Raw genomic sequence first — 21,118 nt, forward strand, 5'->3', positions numbered from 1 at the left:
CAAGCCGGCCGCATGGGTCATGGCGCGGCAGCTTTGGGGTGGAGAGGTGCCCTAAGCCCCAGCTCGTGATCCCCGGCGAAAGCCGGGGCCCAGTGCGGCAACATGCCGGCCTCGCTTGAGAGTTCTGGGCCCCGGCCTTCGCCGGGGATCACATCGCTATCGGCAACAATCGGCCGGCTCCCGTCACACCCATTTCCCGGCCTTAGCGGCGGGCAATCCAGCCCTCGCCGCAACCTCCACGCCCCAACCGCTCGCTCAGGAAATCGACGAACACCCGCACCCGCGCCGGCGTATTGGCGCCGCCCGCAAACACCGCGTGGATCGCCTCGACATCGCCCGGATTATACTCCTCCAATATCGGCACCACTTCTCCGCGCGCCATCTCTTCGGCGATGCTGAATGCACCGACGCGCGCGATGCCGACCCCGGCGGCGGCGAGCTGCCCCAGCGTCTCGCCATTATTCGCCTCGATATTGCCCTGCACCGGCAGCGAATATTCGCGTGCGCCGTCGCGAAAAGGCCAGGTCGGCTCGGCGCGGCGAAAGTTGAAGTTCAGGCAATTATGCGCGTGCAGATCCTCGGGCACCTTGGGCATGCCATGCTGCGCCAGATAGGCGGGCGACGCGATGATGACGCGGCGGCTTTCGCCCAGCTTGCGCGCGGTCAGCATACTGTCGGCGAGCGGGCCAAAGCGGATCGCGACATCGGCCTGCCCCGCGGCGAGGTCGACCAGCCGGTCGGCGAGGCTGATGTCGACAAGGATATGCGGGTAGAGCCCCACGAACTCGCCGAGCAAAGGCACGATGCTCAGCCGCCCATGCGCCTGCGCCGCGCTGACCCGCAGCCGCCCACGCGGCGCACCCTGGTCGGCGATCACCTGCTCGGCGTCGTCGAGGTCGGCGAGGATGCGGCGTGCGGCGCGCAGATAGGCCTCGCCCTCGGCGGTCAGCGCCAGCGCGCGCGTCGAGCGCAACAGCAGCCGCACCCCCAGCCGCGCCTCGATCCGGTCGATCGTGCGGCTGACCGCCGACGGGGTCAGTCCGAGGCAGCGGCCTGCGGCCGAAAAACTGCCCTCGGCGACCGCGACGGTGAAGATTTCCATCGCACGCGCGCGGTCGCTCGTTTCGGCGATCTTTGCGTTCATTGCACAAATCCTTCGCTTTTTGGGACGCTACTGCGTGCGGGCCTGCGCGTCCATCTATGCTTCAACATCGCAAATGAAAGGGCGATGATCGTTTGAAAATCAAGGGACGACCGTTTTCGACGGGTAGCGGACGTATTTATTTCGTCACCCTGAACTTGTTTCAGGGTCCATGGCCTGCCGTTTCCTTCGACGCTGCGTCGGATTGGAATTCGGGCCATGGATGCTGAAACAAGTTCAGCATGACGAAATTGAATGTCCACTCCCCAAAAGCCGGCGTTCGTTCTGGTTTTGCAAACGATGATCTTCAAGATGAAAGGGCAGGATCATGGAATATCACCAATTGGGATCGTCGGGACTGCGCGTTCCGGCCTTGAGCTTCGGAACCGGCACCTTCGGCGGCCAGGGGCCGCTGTTCAGCGCCTGGGGCACCAGCGACGCTGCCGAGGCACGGCGGCTGATCGACATCAGCCTCGACGCCGGGGTCACCCTTTTCGACACCGCCGACGTCTATTCGAACGGCGCGTCCGAAGCGATTTTGGGCGAAGCGATCAAGGGGCGCCGCGACGCGGTGCTGATCTCGACCAAGGCCGGCTTGCCGATGGGCGACGGTCCGCAGGATTGGGGCGCTTCGCGCGCGCGGCTGATCCGCGCGGTCGAGGATGCGCTCCGGCGCCTCGGCACCGACCATATCGACCTGCTCCAGCTCCACGCCTTCGATGCCTCGACCCCGGTCGACGAATTGATGGACACGCTCGCGACGCTGATCGCCGCGGGCAAGCTGCGCTACGCCGGCGTCTCCAACTATCCCGGCTGGCAGCTGATGAAGGCGCAGGCCGCCGCCGACCGCCTTGGCACCCCGCGCTTCGTCGCACACCAGGTCTATTATTCGCTGATCGGCCGCGCCTATGAGGCCGACCTGATGCCGCTCGCCGCCGACCAGGGTATCGGCGCATTGGTGTGGAGCCCGCTCGGCTGGGGCCGCCTCACCGGCAAGATCGGGCGCGACCGCCCGGTCCCCGCGGGCAGCCGCCTGCACGAGACCGAACAGTTCGCGCCGCCGGTAACCGAGGACCTGCTCTACCGCGTGATAGACGCGCTCGAAGCGGTCGCCGCCGAAACCGGCAAGACCGTGCCGCAGATCGCGATCAACTGGCTGCTCCAGCGTCCGACCGTGTCGTCGGTGATCATCGGCGCGCGCAACGAGGAACAGCTGCGGCAGAATCTCGGCGCGGTCGGCTGGGCGCTGACCGCCGGGCAGGTCGCGACGCTCGACGCCGCGAGCGATGTGCTGCCGCCCTATCCGCACACCCCCTATCGGCAGCAGGCGGGGTTCGCCCGCCTGAACCCGCCGCTGGTCTGATCGGAAGAACCGACATGAAAATCAACTTTCCCCTCCTCGCCCTCGCCACCGGTGCCTTTGGCATCGGCATCACCGAATTCGCCCCGATGGGCCTGCTGCCCGACATGGCCGAAGGGCTCGGGGTGTCGATCCCCGCCGCGGGGCTGCTCGTCTCGGCCTATGCGCTCGGCGTGCTGATCGGCGCGCCGCTGATGACGCTGACCACCGCGCGGATGAACCGCCGCACCTTGCTCATCGGCCTGATGGCGATCTTCACCTTGGGCAATTTCCTCTCCGCCATCGCGGGCGATTATTCGACGCTGATGGTCGCGCGCGTCATCACCTCGCTCAACCATGGCGCCTTCTTCGGTGTCGGCTCGGTCGTCGCGGCCAGCCTCGTCGCGCCCGAAAAGCGTGCGAGCGCGGTCGCCGCGATGTTCATGGGGCTGACGCTCGCCAATGTCGTCGGCGTGCCGCTCGCGCCATGGGTCGGCGAAACCTTCGGCTGGCGCACCGCGTTCGGCGCGATCACCGTCTGGGGCTTGATCACCATGGTCGCGCTCCGCTTCGCGCTCCCCGATATCCCGCGTGCCGAGGGCGGCAATATGCTCGCCGAACTCGGGGTGCTGAAACGGCGCGAGGTTCTCATCGCGCTTGCGCTGACCGCGATCGGCTCGGCGGCGATGTTCACCGTCTTCACCTATATCGCGCCGATCCTGAAGGAGGCGACGGGGGCAGGGACGCTGTTCGTCACGGCGATGCTGGTAATCTACGGGCTCGGCCTGACGCTCGGCAACTGGCTCGGCGGCATCTTTGCCGACCGCTCGATCGACCGCACGCTGATCGTCTCGCTCGCCGCGCTCGCCGCGCTGCTGCTGCTGTTCGCGGGGACGATGGTCTCGCCCATCGCCGCCGCGGTCACGATCTTCCTGTGGGGCGTCGCGACCTTCGCGATCGTCCCGCCGCTCCAGATGCGCGTGATGGAGGCTGCGTCCGATGCGCCGAACCTCGCTTCGGCGGTCAATATCGGCGCCTTCAACCTCGGCAACGCCGTCGGTGCTGCGGTCGGCGGCGGGGTGATCGGCCTCGGCCTCGGCTTCCCCGCGGTGTCGATCGCCGGCGCGGTAATGGCGCTCGCCGGGCTCGCGATCGTGCTCGCATCGCGGACGCGTGCAGCGCCGCTCCCGCTCGCCGCCGAAGCCTGACGATTGCCATTTTTCGCGCGGAGTCTATGCACTCGGCGGCATGAACGCCGAAATTCTCGCTGTCCTCCTTGGCAAGGTCCGACCGTTCCGCGGTGACGACGAACCCAGCGCCATCGGCAAGCTGCCGGTCGCGGACTTGGTCGCCGTCGGTCCGATGGGCCTCGCCGGCGACGAGCAGGCCGACCGCACCGTCCATGGCGGGATCGACAAGGCGATCCACCACTATCCCGCCGATCATTATGACTGGTGGCGGGGGTATCTGGACGACGCCCCCTTGCTCGATGCGCCGGGTGCGTTCGGGGAGAATATCTCCACATCCGGGCTCGACGAGCAGAATGTGTTTCTAGGCGACCGCTTCCGCCTCGGCACCGCGCTCGTCGAAGTGAGCCAGGCACGCCAGCCGTGCTGGAAACTCGACCATCGCTTCGGGGCAAAGGGCGTGATGGCGCAGGTCGTGAAGACGCGGCGCACGGGCTGGTATTATCGTGTGCTCGAGCCGGGGCAGGTGCGGGCGGGCGATACGCTCGAACTCGTCGAGCGCCCTTATCCCGAATGGCCGCTGGCGTCGCTGTTCGCGCTGCTGATTGGCGGCGAGGCGAAAGATCGCCCGGCCGATCTCAGCGCGCTGCGCAACGTGCCTGTCCTCGCCGAAACATGGAAGGTCCGCCGCGCCAAGCTCGCCGAGCAATATGGCGTGAACTAGGCGCCGCCGTTCGCCTGTGCATAGCGTTTCGGCGGCAGCCCGACATGGCGCGCAAAAGCGGTGCTGAATGCGCTTGCCGACCCATAGCCGACTTGGCTTGCGATCTCGGCGAGCCCGCCCGCCTTGCGGCGTAGCAAATCCTTGGCGAGGCTCATGCGCCAGCTCTGCAGATATTCCATCGGCGGTATCCCCACGGTCCGGACGAAGCGGTCGAAGAAGGCCGATCGCGACAGTGCCGCTTCCTTCGCGAGGTCGGCCACCGTCCAGGGATGTGCGGGGTCAGCGTGGATGCGGCGGATCGCGGCCGCGAGGCGCGGATCGCCGAGGCCGCGGAGCATCCCGGTCGGGGCTCCGCCGCATTCGCTCGATGCCGACCGGATCGCCTCGATCAGCAATATTTCGACGAGATGGACGAGCATGAGGTCGCGTCCCGCGCGGTCGTCTTTTGCTTCTTCGCCGATCATGCGCACGATGGCGGCCAGCCGTTCGGCGGCGCGAAGGTGGATCAGGCTGGGCATCTGCGACACCAGCAGGCCGTCGTCGGGCGAATCGAAGACGAAATGGCCACCGATCATGCGGACATCGGGATCGCCATCCTGCCTGCCGTGGCGAACCTCCGCCAATTGGACCGCCGCTGCGTGCGGATCGACAAAGACCGGTTCGGCGGGCTCGATGCTCGACAGGGTAAAGCCCGGCGTCGCGGGCAGCAGGACGAAATCGCCCGCTTCCAAGGTCACTGCATCCTGCCCGTCGATCGCGATCCGGCACGACCCCTCGGTCACGGTACAAAAGCCGGGATGACCGAAATTGCCATAATGCACCGCCCAGGGGCCGGCGCCGCTGATCGATTTGGTGAAGATGGTGCGCGGCCGCAGCAGCGCCATGAGATCGGAGAGGGGATCGAGCATTTCAGGACTCTTGGTAACGAATTTTGGATTATAAATTATAGATAGTCCTGATCGCCTTGGCTAGAGGCTTTCCATCGCAAGCTCGAAAGGAAAGACCATGAAGACCATATTGATCACCGGGGCCTCGTCGGGCTTCGGACTTGAAACCGCGCGCCACTTTCATGCGCAGGGCTGGAACGTCATCGCGACGATGCGCACCCCGCGCCCCGACCTTTTCCCCGCCTCCGACCGGCTGCGCGTTCTCGCGCTCGACGTCACCGACGCCGACAGCATCGCGCTGGCGCTCGAACTGGCGGGTCCGGTCGACGTGCTCGTCAACAACGCCGGCATCGGCCTCATCGGCGCGCTCGAACATTCGCCGATGCAGAAGATCCGCGACATATTCGAAACCAACACGCTGGGCGTGATCGCGATGACGCAGGCGGTCATCCCGCAGTTCCGCGAGCGTGGCGCGGGCGTCATCGTCAATGTCACGTCGACCGTGACGCTGGCATCCTTTCCGTTCATGTCGGCTTACACCGCCACCAAGACCGCGATCCAGGGCTTCACCGGATCGCTGGCGCACGAGCTGCTGCCGCTGGGCATCGTCGTGAAGCTGGTCGAACCCGGCTATGCCGCGACGACCGCCTTTGCGCAGAACAGCGACATTCGCATCGAGGAGGTGCTGCCCGAACCCTATTGGTCGCATGCGCAGCCGATTCTGGCCGCGCTCGCGGAGCCCGCGCTGGTCACGACCGAGGCCGATGTCGCGCACGCAGTGTGGCAGGCGGTGCACGATGAGACGGGGCAGGCGCATTTCCCCGCGGGTGCCGATGCCGTGGCAATCGCGGCAGCTTCGACATAAGCGGTTTCCCGGCGAAAGCCGGGATCGATCGCGGGGCTGTACTGGGCCCCGGCTTTTGCCGGGGAACAGGGCTAGGCGCGCTTCGCTTCGAGCCAGGCGGCGAGCTTCGCCACCTCATCCTCGGCGAAATGCAGCCCCAGCTTGGTTCGCCGCCACAAGATGTCGTCGGTGGTGCGCGCCCATTCGTGCGTCACCAGCCACTCGGCTTCGGCGGCGCTCAGCCCGTGCGCGATCTCGCCGCCGAGCGCGTCCCAGTCTTCGGCGTTGGCGAGCCATGCGCGCGCATCGGTGCCATAGGCCTTGACGATGCGGTCGACCGTCGCGGCGGTCAGGAAGGGATGGGCGAGTTTATATTCGGCTTTGAGCGCCGCGGCGCCGTTCGTCGGGAAATTCCCCCCCGGCAGCGGCGCCTTCGCCGTCCAGCGCTTGCCGGTGAGCGCGGCGACATGATCGGTCAGTTCGTCGACCGCGGCCTCGGCGACATGGCGATAGCTGGTGATCTTGCCGCCATAGATGGTGAGCAGCGGGGCACCTTCGGCCATGTCGAGATCGATGCGATAGCCGCGCGTCGCCGCCTCGGGACGCCCCGACCCGTCCTCGATCAGCGGCCGGACGCCCGAATAGGTCCACACGACATCGGCGGGCGTGATCGGCTCGCGGAAATAGAGGCTCGCGCCTTCGCAGAGGTAAGCGATTTCCTCGTCGCTCGCGCGCGGGACGATCGCCGGGTCCTGATGGTCCTGATCGGTCGTCCCGATCAGCGTGAAGTCGCGCTCATAGGGAATGGCGAAGAAGATCCGCCCGTCGGGAAGCTGGAAGAAATAGGCATAGTCATGCGCGAACAGCTTGCGCACGACGATATGCGACCCGCGCACCAGCCGCATCTGGTGATCGGGCTCGGCATCGGCGCGTTTGAGCAGATCGAGCACCGCGGGTCCCGCCGCGTTGACGACGCTATGGCCGGTGAAGCGATATTGGTGGCCCTGATCGTCGCTCGCATCGACGATCCACATGCCGTCCTCGCAGCGCAGCATTTCGGCGCGCGTTCGCGTGCGCACCCGCGCGCCATGCTCGGCGGCATCGCGCGCGTTGAGCACGACCAGCCGCGCATCGTCGGCCCAGCCGTCCGAATATTCGAAGCCGCGCACATATTGCGGCTGCAGCGGACCGCCTGCTGCATGGCGGCGCAGGTCGATCGATTTCGTCGCGGGAAGCTTTTTCCGTCCGCCGATATGGTCGTAGAGGAAGAGGCCGAGCCGCAGCAGCCAGCGCGGGCGCAATCCGTCGCGATAGGGCAGCACGAAACGCAGCGGATGGATGATGTGCGGCGCGATGCCCCACAAAATCTCGCGCTCCTTCAACGCTTCGCGCACCAGGCCGAATTCATAATGTTCGAGGTAGCGCAGCCCGCCGTGGATCAGCTTGGTCGACGCCGACGAGGTGCCTTGCGCCAGATCGCCCGCCTCGAGCAACAGCACGCGTGCGCCGCGCCCGGCGGCGTCGCGCGCGACCCCCGCGCCGTTGACGCCGCCGCCGACGACGATGACATCATAGGGGAGGGCGCTGTCGGGCATTGTGTTTTCCTATGGCAGCGTTGTCGGATTTGCCAAGGGCCGACATCGTATGCGGCCTACGTATGCGCGTTGCATTCGCGTCGTGTATCGCCCAATTCTTTGCATGTTATCCAAGGGGACGAATGTGAGCGTGAAAGTCGAAACATTGGTGCTGTTCGGCGCGACGGGCGACCTCGCGCAGCGCATGCTCTTTCCCTCGCTCTACAATCTTCACCTCGACGGGCTGCTCGCCGGCGCGCTGACGATCATCGGATCGGGGCGTTCGAAGATGGACCGCGCGACGTTCCAACAGCAGGTTCGCGATGCGCTGACCGAACATCTGCCTGCCGACCGCATCGAGGATGCGGGCGTCGCAGCCTTCCTCGACCGCATCGATTATTGTGCGATCGACGCCGGTGCGGGCACGGGTTACGATGGCCTTGCCGCGCTGCTCGGCGATCGCATGGGTCGCCCGATCGGTGTCTATCTCTCGACCCCGCCGTCGATGTTCGGCCCGATCGCGCAGGGGCTTGCCGCCGCGAACATCGCCTGCGCCGACTGCCGCATCGCGATGGAAAAGCCGATCGGCCACGATCTCGCCTCGTCGCGCGACGTCAATGCGCAGGTCGGCGAGGCCTTTGCCGAAGATCGCGTGTTTCGCATCGACCATTATCTCGGCAAGGAAACGGTGCAGAATCTGCTCGCGCTGCGCTTTGCCAATATGTTGTTCGAACCTTTGTGGAATGCGCAGGCGATCGACCATGTCCAGATCACCGTCGCCGAAACCGTCGGCCTCGAAGGCCGCGTCTCCTATTATGACGGTGTCGGCGCGCTCAAGGATATGGTCCAGAACCATATGCTCCAGCTGCTCGCGATCATCGCGATGGAGCCGCCGTCGAGCGTGTCGTCGACCGCGGTGCGCGACGAAAAGGTCAAGCTGCTCCGGAGCCTGCGCAAGCTGACCGCCGAGGATGTGAAGGCGCACAGCGTCAAGGGCCAATACACCAGCGGCGCGGTCAACGGCGGCGCGGTCGCGGGGTACGCCGATGAGCTCGGCAATCCGTCGAACACCGAAACCTTCGTCGCGATCAAGGCCTATATCGACAATTGGCGCTGGAAGGGCGTGCCCTTTTACCTGCGCACCGGCAAACGCATGCCGCAGCGCAAGTCCGAGGTGCTGATCCAGTTCAAGCCGGTGCCGCATAATATCTTCGCGCGCGTCGGCGCGGGCAAGCTCGATGCGAACAGCATGATCATCAACCTCCAGCCCGAGGAGAATATCCGGGTCAAGGTGATGGCGAAGCAGCCCGGGCTCGACCGCGACGGCGTGAAGCTCAAAGAGGTGACGATGGACGTCTCGCTCTCGCACAGCTTTGCCGGCGAGCGGCGGCGTATCGCCTACGAGCGCCTGCTGCTCGATTTCATCGAGGGCGACCAGACCTTGTTCGTCCGCCGCGACGAGGTCGAGGCGCAGTGGCAGTGGATCGATTCGATCCGCGACGCCTGGGCCGAAGTCGATATGGCGCCGCAGAATTACACCGCGGGAAGCTGGGGCCCGTCGAGCGCCATCGCGCTGATCGAACGCGACGGAGCGAGCTGGCATGACTGAGGAAAACACGTCGCCCCCGCGAAGGCGGGGGCCGCCATCGGCCTTGCGCCAGCTTGCCAGCGGCCCCCGCCTTCGCGGGGGCGACGAGGACATATTATGACCACTCTCCACCCCACCATCGCCAAGGTTACCGATCGGATTATCGCGCGCAGCGCCCCTCGCCGCGCCGCCTATCTCGACCTGATGGATCGCCAGCGCGAAGCGGGCACCAACCGCGGCAACCTCTCGTGCGGCAACCTCGCGCACGGCTTTGCCGCGTCGGGCGAGGACAAGCCCGCGATCCGGTCGGGCGCCGAGATGAACATCGGCATCGTCACCAGCTATAACGACATGCTCTCGGCGCATCAGCCCTACGGCCGCTACCCCGAACAGATCAAAGTTTTCGCGCGCGAAGTCGGCGCGACCGCGCAGGTCGCGGGCGGCGTCCCCGCGATGTGCGACGGGGTGACGCAGGGGCAGGCGGGCATGGACCTGTCGCTGTTCAGCCGCGACAATATCGCGCAGGGCACCGCGATCGCACTCAGCCACGCGATGTTCGAAGGGACGCTGCTGCTCGGCATCTGCGACAAGATCGTCCCCGGCCTGCTGATCGGCGCGTTGCGTTTCGGCCATCTGCCGCAGATCCTCGTGCCGGCCGGACCGATGCCCTCGGGCCTCGCCAACAAGGAAAAACAGCGCATTCGCCAGCTCTATGCCGAAGGCAAGGCGAGCCGCGACGAACTGCTCGAAGCCGAAGCCGCTTCCTATCATGGCGCGGGCACCTGCACCTTTTACGGCACCGCGAACTCGAACCAGATGATGATGGAGCTCATGGGGCTCCACGTCCCCGGCAGCGCCTTCACCAATCCCGGCACCAAGCTGCGCCAGGAATTGACGCGCGCGGCCGCGCACCGCGTTGCCGCGATCGGCTGGGACGGCGACGACTATCGCCCGCTGGCGCGCTGCGTCGACGAGAAAGCAATCGTCAACGCCGCCATCGGCCTGCTCGCGACCGGAGGCTCGACCAATCATGCGATCCACCTGCCCGCCATCGCCCGCGCCGCGGGCATCATTATCGACTGGCAGGATTTCGACGAGCTCAGCCACGCGGTGCCGCTGCTCGCGCGCGTCTATCCGAACGGCGCGGGCGACGTGAACAATTTCCACGCCGCGGGCGGCATCGGCTATGTCGTGCGCGAATTGCTCGGCGCGGGCTTGCTCCACGGCGATGTGCTGACGGTCGGCGGGACGATGGCCGATTATGGCTATGAACCAATATTGAGCGACGTCGGCGATGACGTGAACCCCGGCGAAAGCCGGGGCCCATCTTCGGACGGTGCAACTGGGCCCCGGCTTTCGCCGGGGTTCACCTCCCTCAAGTGGCGACCCGCTCCCGAAATCTCGCGCGACGACACGATGCTGCGCCCGGTCGCCGCGCCCTTCTCGCCCGACGGCGGCATGCGCCTGCTCGCGGGCAATCTCGGCCGTGCGATCATCAAGACCAGCGCCGTCGCCGAGGATCGCTGGACGATCGAGGCGCCGTGCCGGATCTTCGACACGCAGGACGCGGTACTGGCGGCGTTCAAGGCGGGCGAGCTCGAACGCGACGTCATCGTCGTCGTCCGGTTCCAGGGGCCGCGTGCCAACGGCATGCCCGAACTCCATAAGCTGACCCCCGCGCTCGGCGTGCTGCAGGACCGCGGCTTCCGCGTCGCGCTGCTCACCGACGGCCGCATGTCGGGGGCGAGCGGCAAGGTGCCCGCGGTGATCCACCTCTCGCCCGAAGCCTTGCCCGGCACCGACGGGGTGAGCGGCCCGCTCGCCTATTTGCAGGACGGCGATATCGTCCGCGTCTGCGCGGTTAACGGCGAAGTCGTCGCGCTCGTCGATGAGGCGACATGGGCTGCGCGCAGCCCCGCTGTCGCCCCGCCGCCCGCGCTGGGCGTCGGCCGCGAACTTTTCGCCCTGTTCCGCCATCATGCCGACGAAGCCGAAAAGGGCGGGTCGGCGGTGCTCGCGGCGATGGAGGCGGTAATCTAGTCCGTCGCCCCCGCGAAGGGCGACCAGAGTCACGTGCCTCTGGCAACCTTGCGCAACACTGATAGCGGCCCCCGCCTTCGCGGGGGCAACGAAGGAATAAGAATGACCGACAACAGCATCGACCAGATCATGGCGCTAGCCCCCGTCATCCCGGTGATCGTCATCGACCGGGTCGAGGATGCGGTGCCGATGGCCGAGGCGCTGGTCGCGGGCGGGCTGACGGTGCTCGAGGTCACGCTGCGCACCCCCGCCGCGCTCGACGCGATCGCCGCGATGAAGGCGGTCAAGGGCGCGGTCGTCGGCGCGGGCACCGTTCTCGATCCCGCGATGCTGAGCAGCGCAATCGCCGCGGGCGCCGAATTCATCGTCTCGCCCGGCCTCACCGGCAATCTGGGCAAGGCGGCGGTGGCGAGCGGCATTCCCTTTCTGCCCGGTACCGCGAATGCCGGCGATATCATGCGCGGAATGGATCTCGGTCTCGACCGTTTCAAATTCTTCCCCGCGGCAACCAGCGGCGGCATCCCGGCGCTGAAAGCGCTTGCCGGCCCGTTCGGTCAGGCGCGCTTCTGCCCGACCGGCGGCATCAGCCTCGCGACCGCACCCGAATGGCTCGCGCTCGAAGCGGTGCTCTGCGTCGGCGGCAGCTGGGTCGTGCCCTCGGGGCCGCTCGATCCCGCGAAAATCGAGACACTCGCTCGCGAAGCCGCTGCACTTTCACGCCATTGATTAACCCCATTTTACCTGTCACTGTGCAGGGATAAGGCGGCAATATAGCCGTTGGTGGGGAGACAGGCGTGGCGAGGCCGCAACCGCATTTGGACGAAGTTCTGGCATCGGAGCCGGGATCGCATATCGCTGCGCTGTTCGATTTCGACGGCACGATCATCTCGGGCTATTCCGCGACGGCAATGCTGCGCGAGAAATTCCAGCGCCGCGAAATGTCGATGGAAGAGATTGCCGAGACTGCGCAGATCATCGCGCAGCACAGCCTTGGCACCATCGGCTTTTCGGGGCTGATGTCGGGCGCCGCCAAATTCATGAAGGGCGTCGACGAGGACAGCTTCATCGAGTTCGGCGAAGAACTCTACAAAAAGCATATCGCGCGCAAAATCTATCCCGAAACGCGCGCAATCATCGAGGCGCATCAGGCCAAGGGCCACCGCGTCGCGATCATTTCGTCGGCGACGATCTACCAGATCGAACCGACCGCGCGCGACCTTGGGATCGACGACATCAAATGCTCGGCCTATGAAATCGAGGACGGCGTCTTCACCGGCGAGATCATCCGCCCGCTGTGTTTCGGCGAGGGCAAGGTGCTCGCCGCCGAGGAACTCGCCGCCGAATATGGCCTCGATCTCGACCAGAGCTTTTTCTACTCGGACAGCGACGACGATATCGAACTGCTCGAACGCGTCGGCAAGCCGCGCCCGCTCAACCCGAATCTGAAACTCAAGGCGATCGCCGAGGAAAATGGCTGGCCGGTGCAGCGTTTTGGCAGCCGCGGCACGCCGTCGTGGGTCGACTACACGCGCACCATCTACGCCACCGGCTCGCTCGTCGGCGCCTTTGCCGCGGGGCTGCCGATCTGGGCGCTCACCCGCTCGCAGCGCGAGGCGGCGAATTTCTCGATCGGGCTGTTCGGCGATTTCGCGACCGCAATCACCGGGGTCGAGCTCGAGGTCGAGGACGAGAAGAACCTCTGGTCCTCGCGCCCGTGCGTCTTCATCTTCAACCACCAGAGCAAGGCGGACGTGATGATCCTCGCCAAGCTCATCCGCCGCGACATGGGCGGGGTGGGCAAGAAGGAGATCAAGGACATCCCCATCCTCGGCAAGCTGATGGAGTGGGGCGGCACCGTCTTCGTCGACCGCGCCGACGGCAAGAGCGCGATCAAGGCGATGGAGCCGCTGGTCGACGCGATCAAGGTCGAGGGCAAGTCGATCTGTATCTCGCCCGAAGGCACGCGCAGCCTGACCCCGAAACTCGAGCCATTCAAAAAGGGCGCATTCCATCTGGCGATGCAGGCGGGCGTCCCGATCGTCCCGATCGTCATTCATAACGCGACCGACGTCGCGCCGAAAAACGAGTTTGTGATGCGCCCCGCGACGGTGCGTGTCACCGTGCTGCCCCCGGTCGATACGTCGAAATGGACACCGAGGACGATCAACACGCACGTCCGCGACGTCCGCAACATGTTCCTTCGCACGCTCGGCCAGCCCGAGGAAAGCGTCGCGGAATCGGTGGCAAAGGGACCAGCGCCCGAGGCTGCTCCACCCGAAGCCAAGGCTGAAAAGGCGAAGCCGGAAAGAGCGGCCGTCAAGAAGGCTGCGCCGAAGAAGAAGGCGGCCGGAAAGGCGACCAAGGCGTGACTGGCCATTTTCTTGCCGTTCGCATCGAGCGAAGTCGAGAGGCCCATCGATGCATCACTATGCCGACGGGTGTCTCGACTTCGCTCGACACGAACGGGTCTTTGGCGGGGCGTTATTGAGCGGTGGCCGACGGAACGCCCCGCACACCGATCGTGACGGAGGACGCGGCCGACCGGCTCTATATCATCGACGCGCGCAACGGGGTCGAGCGGCGGATACTGCTCGACTGGATCCATGCCACCTCGGGTGACACCGAACCCGCGTGGACCAGCCTTGCGATCGAGGATGACGATCATGCGCTGCCGCTCGACATGCTGCGCGCGCGGCTCGACGGATCGCCGTCGCGGCTGGTCGTGCCGCTGCGCGTCGCGTGGCGCATCCCGGGTTTTGAACGCGAGCGCGCGCTGAAATTCCGTCACCTTGTTTTCGGCGACCCGCGCCATCCCGGACCGCTCCGCGCGCGGTTGATCCTGCTTCGCGACCGCCGCCGCGCGCAGATACTGGTGGGCGAGGCGGCGACGCTCGATGCGCTGCGCGACCGTTTCTGCCGGCAGACCGGCGGCGGCGATGGCGATGGCGCGGCGGGCCCCGAATTCGCGGGCTTCGTCGCGCGGCAGGCGGGGCTTGCGCTCGACGTCGCCGAACGCGGCATCCGCGGCACGCGCTACAAGGTGCCGCGCTTCGTCGCCGATGGGCTGCGCACCAGCCCCAAATTCCGCGCTGCGCTCGCCGAGCTGTCCGAAGCGACCGGCCGCCCCGTCGCCGACCTCTTCCGCGAGGCACGACCGCTGATGAAGGAGGTCATCGCGCGGCCGAGTGCGCTGTTCCTCGACCTGCGCGCGCGCCTCGACCGGATGATGTTCGGCGGATATGCGCCCGCGATGGAGGTCGATGCCGCCGAACTCGCGCGGCTGCGCTCGATCCTGCGCGAGCATCCGACCGCGATCCTCTTCACGCACAAAACCTATATCGACGGCGCGACGCCCAGCCGCCTGACCTATGAAAACGATATGCCGATGCTGCACAGCTTCGGCGGCGCCAACCTCGACTTTGCGGTGATGGGCGAATTCTTCCGCCGCTCGGGGATGATCTTCATCCGGCGCAGCTTTCAGGACCAGCCGGTCTACAAGCTCGTGCTGCGCCACTATATCGCCTGGCTGCTCGCCAAGCGTTTCCCGCTGAGCTGGGCGTTCGAGGGAACGCGGTCGCGGCTCGGCAAGCTGATGCCGCCCAAATATGGCCTGATGAAATATGTCCTCGACGCCGCGCATGCGACGGGGACGAAGGATGTGCACTTCGTGCCGTTCGTGACGAGTTTCGACCTGATCCGCGATGTCGAGGAATATGCCGCCGAGCAGACGGGGCGGAACAAGAAGCCCGAAAGCCTCTCATGGTTTCTTGGCTATATGAAAAGCCTCAAGGAGCCCTCGGGCCGCATCCGGCTCGACATCGGTAATCCGGTGGTGATCGCAGAGGCGCCGCGCCCGGACGACAAGCGCGCGCTCGAGAGGATTGCCTTCGCGGTCGCGGTCGAGGCGAACCGGGTGACGCCGCTGACCGTCACCTCGGTGATGTGCCTGATCCTGCTCGGCATGGCACCGCGCGGCGCGACCTCGGCCGAACTGCTCGGGGCGATCGGCGCGGTGACCGACTGGGCGCGCGCGCGCGATATCCGCCTCAGCAGCGAGCTCGAAAGCGGTGACGACGCGGCGCTCTCCGCTACCGTCGATACGCTTGTGACGAGCGGGCTGCTCACGCGCTACGAGGCCGGCAGCGAAAATGTCTATTCGATCGATCCCGCCAAGCATCCGATGGCGAGTTATTACCGCAATATCATCGCGCATCATTTCCTCGACCGCGCGATGATCGAACTCGCGCTGTTCGAGCTGCGCGATGCCGACAGCGGCGATGCGACCGCGGCCTTCTGGGCCAGGATCGACCGCCTCCGCGACCTGTTCAAATTCGAATTCTTTTACCCGCCACGCGATGAGCATCGTACGGCACTCGAGGCCGAGCTGGCGCGGATCGATCCCGTCTGGGACCGCCGCCTCGCCAGCGGCGACCGCGGCATCGCACAGCTGCTCCGCCGCTGCCAGCCGGTCGTCGGTCACGCGATCCTGCTGCCCTTCGCCGAGGCCTATTCGGTCGTCGCCGACCTGCTCACGCGGGCGAAGCCGGGCGATGTCGTCGATGACAAGGCGCTGGAGGGCGCTGCGCTCGCCGAAGGCAAGCAGGCCTATCTGCTCCGCCGGATCAGCAGCGAGGCGGCGATCGGCAAGTTGCTCTTCGCCAACGGCCTGTCGCTGATGCGCCATATGGGTCTTGCGGACGAGGCGACCCCCGCGAACCTCGTCGCGCGCCGCGCGCTGCTGACGGAATTGCGCGGCCTCGCCAACGTCATGGAAACGATGCGCCTCTCGACCGTGGCGCTCGCAGATCGATTACCCGGTTCAGGAGGATAGGATGCTCAAACAGCTCAGCGCGCAGGACGCCCAGTTCCTCTACACGCAGACCGCGAACAATCTGACGCACATCATGGGGGTCTATATCTACGACCCTTCGACCGCGCCGGGCGGCTTCGTGCGGTTCAAGGACATCATTCGCCACGTCGAAAGCCGCGTCGATACCTCGCCGCTTTTCAAGCGCCGCCTCCACCGCCTGCCGTTCGACATGGACCATCCCTATTGGGTCGAGGACGAGCATTTCGACATCGAGGCGCATATGAGCCACGCGCGCCTGCCCGAACCCGGCGACTGGCGGCAATTCTGCATCGCGGTCGCGCGCTATTTCTCGAAACCGATGGATATGAACCGCCCGCTCTGGGACATTTATATCATCGAGGGGCTCGACCGGATTCCGGGCATTCCCAAGGGCAGTTTTGCGATGCTCCACCGCGTCCACCACGCCGCGGTCGATGGCGCGTCGGGCGCCCACGCCTTCATCGCGATGAGCGACATCGACGCAAAGGGTACGCCCGCCATTCCCGAGCCGCCGCCGCTCGAAGAGCTTGGCAAGGCTCCGTCGAGCACCGAAACGCTGTCGCGCGCCTGGTCGGCGTCGATGCAGTCGCCGGTCAAGTTCATGAACGCGCTGATGAAAATGTCGCCCGCGATCATCGCCTCGGCGCGCAAGTCGATATCCGAAGGCGGGATGACCGCGGGCGTCCCCGAAACGCGCTTCAACGCGCCCATCGGTCCGCACAAGATGTTCGACGGAACGTCGGTCGCGCTCGCCGATGTCGCCGAAATCCGCAAGAAGGTCCCCGGCGCGACGGTCAACGACGTCGTCCTCACCACCGTCGGCGGCGCGCTGCGCAAATATCTCGCGAAGCATAAGGAGCTGCCCAAGGACAGCCTCGTCGCGGTCGCGCCGATCAACCTGCGCGGAAAGGGCGGCAAGGCCTCGAAGCCCGGAAACCAGGTGTCGGCGATGAGCGTACCGATCCGCACCGACATCGCCGACCCGCTCGCGCGGCTTGCGGCGGTGCGCGATTATACGGTCGAAGCGAAAGAAGCGAAGGCGGGGGTCAGCGCGCGGATCATGACCGATCTGTCGCAGCATATTCCGGGCGCGACGATGGCGGCAGTGGCGCGGCTCGTCACCAGCGAACGCTTCGCGGTGCGCGGCACCAATTTGTTCATCTCGAACGTTCCCGGCGCGCAGGTGCCGCTCTATCTGGCGGGCGCGCAACTCGTGACGCAGCACGGCATGGCGCCGCTCGCGAACAATATGGGGCTGTTCGTCGCCACCCCCAGCTACAACGGCCGGATCGCCTTTTCGCTGATTTCCGAACGCGCGGTGATGCCCGACATCGCCTTTTTCCGGACATGTATCGAGGAAAGTTTCGCCGACCTGATGGCGGCGGTGCCCAAAGCCGACAAGCCGAAAGCCGCTACGGCAACGCCGAAACCCGCTGCGACGCCCAAGCCGAAACCGAAAGCTGTCCCGAAACCTGCCGCAAAGCCCAAGGTGAAACCGGTTGCTAAAGCGAACGCAACCGGCAAGACTCGCAAAAAATAACCATGCTCTCGCAGGATTACCGAATGCTTTTCACCCCGACGCTCAGCGCCGACCGCGATCTTGTGACCGCGACCGATTATGCCGCATGGACCAAGGCCGCGCGCGAGCATGACAAGAAATCGGGGCTGCAGGCATGGCGCGACGCCGACGAAAGCAAGCATTTCGATTATAAGGCGATCCGTGCGCGGCTCGAAAAGCTGCGCAAGCTGTCGGCGGCGGGGGACGTCAAGGGGCTGCTCTTTGTCCTCAACGAAGGCATCCACGGCAATATCGACGGCATGGGGCACGAACGGCTCTATCAAAAGGCGCGCTTCGGTACCAAGAAACTGATCGAGGATTATGTCGCCGAGGTTGTCGCCTCGCTCGACAAGATCGCCGCCGCGCGCAGCATCGGACGCGAGGAAAAGCGCGATTTCTTCCGCCGCGCCCAGCATTGCTACGGCCGCTCGGCGCTGCTGCTCTCGGGTTCGGGAAGCTTCCTGTTCTTCCATATCGGCGTCGTGAAGGCCCTGTGGTCCGAGGGGGTTTTGCCCGCGATCATGTCGGGGGCGAGCGGCGGGTCGATCGTCGCCGCGGTCGTCTGCACGCGCAGGAATGCCGACATCGGCGCCTTCCTCGAAAGCGGACGCCTTGCGAACCCCGCCCGCGATCCCGAACAGAAACGACTGGCGCCCGACGATGTCCGCGACCGGCTCGCCGACCTGATCCCCGACCTGACCTTTCAGGAAGCCTATGAGGTCAGCGGCCGCCATCTCAACGTCTCGGTCGCGCCTGCGGAGAAGCACCAGAACGGCCGCTTGCTCAACGCAATCACCGCGCCGAATGTGCTGATCCGCGAAGCCGTGCTCGCGTCGTGCGCGGTGCCCGGGGTCTTTCCGCCGGTGATGCTGATGGCGCGCGACGATGCGGGCAATCGCGTCCCCTATCAGCCCGACCGGCGCTGGGTCGACGGGTCGGTGACGCACGACATCCCGACCAAGCGGCTCGAGCGCCTTTACGGCGTGAACCACCATATCGTCAGTCAGGCGAACCCGATCGCGCTGCCTTTCGCGACCGACACGCGCAAGCAGATGGCGCCGATCGAGGCGATCCAGCATGCGTCGATGGCGACCTTCAAGGCGTGGCTCAACGCGAACATGGTGATTTTCCAGAAACCGCTCGAATGGGTGCCGCCGCTCAACAGCCTCGCGAACATGGCGCGATCGGTGATCAATCAGGAATATACCGGCGACATCAACATCATCCGTCCGCCCAAATTCTGGTCGCCGACGAAGATATTGAGCGATCTGGCGCAGGACGACATCGACGAGCTGATCGACACGGGTCTGCGCACCGCCTGGCCCAAGGTCGAAATGGTGCGCACCCAGACCGCGATCAGCCGCGCGCTCGAAGCCATTTTGGCGAAGATCGACAAGGCCGGCGACGACGGCCCCGGCCACCGCAGCGCGGCGCTCCAAAAAGCGGTGCGCTGATATGGCGGTGGTGATCTTGCCGGCCGGGTCGGCGGGGGCAGGGGCAAAACTGCACGTCACCCACTGGCTCCCCGAAGGCCGTCCGCGCGCGGTCGTGCTGCTCGCGCACGGTTATGCCGAGCACGCCGGGCGCTATAAACATGTCGCCAAACGGCTGACCGGCGCCGGTTATGCCATCTATGCCGTCGACCATTGGGGGCATGGCAATTCGGACGGCGAGGGCGGCTTCGTGCCGCGCTTTTCGGCGTTTCTCGACGGCATGGCCGAGCTGCTGACGCTCGTCGAGGTCAACCATGCCGATACGCCGCGGCTGCTGCTCGGCCACAGCATGGGCGGGCTGATCGCGACCTTGTTCCTGATCGAGCGCCAAAACGCCTTTGTCGCGGCCGCGCTCTCCGGCCCCGCCATCCTGCCCGCCGAACCGCCGTCGCGCTTCACCATGTGGATCAGCCGTTTCCTGTCGCGCTTCTTCCCGCGCCTCGGCGTGCTGTCGCTCGATTCCAATGGCGTCAGCCGCGATGCGCAGGTGGTCGCGGACTATCGGGCCGATCCGCTCGTCTATGATGGCAAGATCGGCGCCCGGCTCGGCAAGGAATTCATGGATGCGATGGCGGTCGCGCAGGCCGATGCGCCAAAGATCCATCTGCCGATCCTGATCCAGCATGGCGAGGCCGACCGGCTGACCGCCCCGGCGGGGTCGCGCTATCTGTTCGACAATGTCGCGTCGAAGGACAAGCGGCTCGAAATCTATCCGGGCCTCTTCCACGAAATCTATAACGAGCCCGAACGCGATGCCGTGCTCGACGATCTGATCGGCTGGTTCGACGCGCATGTGGCGAAAGACTAAACCAAGTTTACATCCCGTTCGTGTCGAGCGAAGTCGAGACACCCGTCAGGGTAGCGCCACGCCGATGGGCATCTCGACTTCGCTCGATGCGAACGGAAAGTGGGAATCGAGTTCCAGACCATGAGAATCCTCCTCATCCTCCTCTTCGCGCCGCTGATCGCGCTCGCGCTGATGTATTTTGTCTTCCCCGGCCGCCTCGTCGCGCTGGGCCGTGCGCTGCTCCGGCGGCGCGGCGGGATGGTGCAGAAAAAAGTCGTCGTCGACGGCCGCACATGGCCCTATCTCGAAGGCGGCGACCCATCGAAACCCTTGCTCCTGCTCGTCCATGGCTTTGCCGGCGACAAGGATAATTGGTCGATGATCGCGCCCTATCTGACGCGCGACTATCATGTCATCGCGCCCGACCTGCCCGGGTTCGGCGAGAATGAGCGCAACCCCGACCTTGCCTATGACCTGCAGGCGCAGACGGCGCGATTGAAGGCATTTTCCGACACGCTCGGGCTGCAGCGCCCGCATGTTGCCGGCAACAGCATGGGCGGCTGGATCGCGCTGCGCTACGCGATCGATTATCCGCAAGCGCTCGCCAGCCTGATCCTGCTCGACAACGCCGGGGTCAATGGCGCGAACGAAAGCGATCTGCAGAAACAGGCGGCGAACGAGGATTATAACCCGCTCGTCATCGCCAATCTGGCGGACGCCGACCGGCTGGTGGCGATGGTGGTCCACAAGCCGCCGCATATCCCCGCGCGGTTGAAGCCCATATTATACGCCGACGCGCTCAAATATCGCGACCAGCTCGACACGATCTTCTGGGTCATCGCGACCGAAGGCCGCGACCATCCGCTCAACGACCGGCTCGGCGAAGTCAAGGTGCCGACGCTGATCATCTGGGGCCGCCACGACCGGCTGCTCGACGTCAGCTGCGTTCCCGTTCTCGAAGCGGGCATCGCCGGCAGCACGTCGCATATCTTCGACCATGTCGGCCATGTCCCGATGATCGAGGATCCGAAAGCGACCGCCGGGGTGATGACGGGCTTCCTCGGACGGCTATCCTGATCGTCGCCCCCGCGAAGGCGGGGGCCGCTG

At 65.7% G+C, this 21,118-nt stretch carries 16 protein-coding genes; 13 read left to right on the plus strand and 3 right to left on the minus strand.

Features of this window, described 5'->3' with window-relative positions:
- Positions 1-202: 202 nt before the first annotated feature.
- Positions 203-1,144 carry a LysR family transcriptional regulator gene (locus AC07NV_RS13500; RefSeq protein ID WP_495166879.1) on the minus strand — a complete coding sequence of 314 codons (942 nt, stop codon included), beginning with the start codon at positions 1,142-1,144 and terminating at the stop codon, positions 203-205.
- A gap of 325 nt (positions 1,145-1,469) precedes the next feature.
- Between AC07NV_RS13500 and AC07NV_RS13505 the strand changes: the two genes are divergently transcribed.
- From AC07NV_RS13505 to AC07NV_RS13515, 3 genes are read left to right on the plus strand one after another with little or no spacing between them, the layout of a single operon-like run.
- The gene (locus AC07NV_RS13505) at positions 1,470-2,504 is read left to right on the plus strand and encodes an aldo/keto reductase (protein ID WP_495166880.1); all 1,035 of its coding nucleotides are present in this window, start codon (positions 1,470-1,472) and stop codon (positions 2,502-2,504) included.
- A gap of 14 nt (positions 2,505-2,518) precedes the next feature.
- The gene (locus tag AC07NV_RS13510; RefSeq protein ID WP_495166881.1) at positions 2,519-3,688 is read left to right on the plus strand and encodes an MFS transporter; all 1,170 of its coding nucleotides are present in this window, start codon (positions 2,519-2,521) and stop codon (positions 3,686-3,688) included.
- A 40-nt stretch (positions 3,689-3,728) separates the two neighbouring features.
- Positions 3,729-4,391, plus strand: coding sequence for an MOSC domain-containing protein (locus AC07NV_RS13515; RefSeq protein ID WP_495166882.1), 663 nt, complete (start codon positions 3,729-3,731; stop codon positions 4,389-4,391).
- Here the strand turns inward: AC07NV_RS13515 and AC07NV_RS13520 are convergent.
- On the minus strand, positions 4,388-5,299 hold the full coding sequence (locus AC07NV_RS13520) for an AraC family transcriptional regulator (protein WP_495166883.1): 912 nt from the start codon (positions 5,297-5,299) through the stop codon (positions 4,388-4,390). The genes AC07NV_RS13515 and AC07NV_RS13520 overlap by 4 nt on opposite strands.
- A gap of 97 nt (positions 5,300-5,396) precedes the next feature.
- Here AC07NV_RS13520 and AC07NV_RS13525 point away from each other — a divergent pair, with 97 nt between their 5' ends.
- On the plus strand, positions 5,397-6,143 hold the full coding sequence (locus AC07NV_RS13525) for an SDR family oxidoreductase (protein ID WP_495166884.1): 747 nt from the start codon (positions 5,397-5,399) through the stop codon (positions 6,141-6,143).
- A 71-nt stretch (positions 6,144-6,214) separates the two neighbouring features.
- On the opposite strand, the gene glpD is transcribed toward AC07NV_RS13525, so the two are convergent.
- Positions 6,215-7,717, minus strand: a complete 1,503-nt coding sequence (gene glpD / locus AC07NV_RS13530; RefSeq protein WP_495166885.1) for a glycerol-3-phosphate dehydrogenase — start codon at positions 7,715-7,717, stop codon at positions 6,215-6,217.
- Positions 7,718-7,820: 103 nt separating this feature from the next.
- Here glpD and zwf point away from each other — a divergent pair, with 103 nt between their 5' ends.
- The 9 genes from zwf (at position 7,821) to AC07NV_RS13575 (ending at position 21,088) form a co-directional block, all read left to right on the plus strand.
- Positions 7,821-9,305 carry a glucose-6-phosphate dehydrogenase gene (zwf, locus tag AC07NV_RS13535; RefSeq protein ID WP_495166886.1) on the plus strand — a complete coding sequence of 495 codons (1,485 nt, stop codon included), beginning with the start codon at positions 7,821-7,823 and terminating at the stop codon, positions 9,303-9,305.
- A 96-nt stretch (positions 9,306-9,401) separates the two neighbouring features.
- Positions 9,402-11,324, plus strand: a complete 1,923-nt coding sequence (locus AC07NV_RS13540) for a dihydroxy-acid dehydratase domain-containing protein (RefSeq protein ID WP_495166887.1) — start codon at positions 9,402-9,404, stop codon at positions 11,322-11,324.
- A gap of 102 nt (positions 11,325-11,426) precedes the next feature.
- The gene (eda, locus tag AC07NV_RS13545; protein ID WP_495166888.1) at positions 11,427-12,050 is read left to right on the plus strand and encodes a bifunctional 4-hydroxy-2-oxoglutarate aldolase/2-dehydro-3-deoxy-phosphogluconate aldolase; all 624 of its coding nucleotides are present in this window, start codon (positions 11,427-11,429) and stop codon (positions 12,048-12,050) included.
- Positions 12,051-12,118: 68 nt separating this feature from the next.
- On the plus strand, positions 12,119-13,693 hold the full coding sequence (locus tag AC07NV_RS13550; RefSeq protein WP_495166889.1) for an HAD-IB family hydrolase: 1,575 nt from the start codon (positions 12,119-12,121) through the stop codon (positions 13,691-13,693).
- 152 nt (positions 13,694-13,845) lie between these two features.
- Complete coding sequence (locus tag AC07NV_RS13555) at positions 13,846-16,155, plus strand: glycerol-3-phosphate 1-O-acyltransferase (RefSeq protein ID WP_495166890.1); 2,310 nt, start codon at positions 13,846-13,848, stop codon at positions 16,153-16,155.
- Position 16,156: 1 nt separating this feature from the next.
- Entirely contained in the window at positions 16,157-17,713 is a 1,557-nt protein-coding gene (locus AC07NV_RS13560) for a wax ester/triacylglycerol synthase family O-acyltransferase (RefSeq protein WP_495166891.1), read from the plus strand.
- Positions 17,714-17,736: 23 nt separating this feature from the next.
- Positions 17,737-19,185, plus strand: a complete 1,449-nt coding sequence (locus tag AC07NV_RS13565) for a DUF3336 domain-containing protein (RefSeq protein WP_495166892.1) — start codon at positions 17,737-17,739, stop codon at positions 19,183-19,185.
- Between the two features lies 1 nt (position 19,186).
- The gene (locus tag AC07NV_RS13570) at positions 19,187-20,032 is read left to right on the plus strand and encodes an alpha/beta hydrolase (protein ID WP_495166893.1); all 846 of its coding nucleotides are present in this window, start codon (positions 19,187-19,189) and stop codon (positions 20,030-20,032) included.
- A gap of 120 nt (positions 20,033-20,152) precedes the next feature.
- A complete protein-coding gene (locus tag AC07NV_RS13575) occupies positions 20,153-21,088 on the plus strand; it encodes an alpha/beta fold hydrolase (protein WP_495166894.1) in 936 nt (311 codons plus the stop codon).
- Positions 21,089-21,118: the final 30 nt, after the last annotated feature.

This window comes from Sphingopyxis sp. GW821-FHT10B01 (assembly GCF_059415685.1).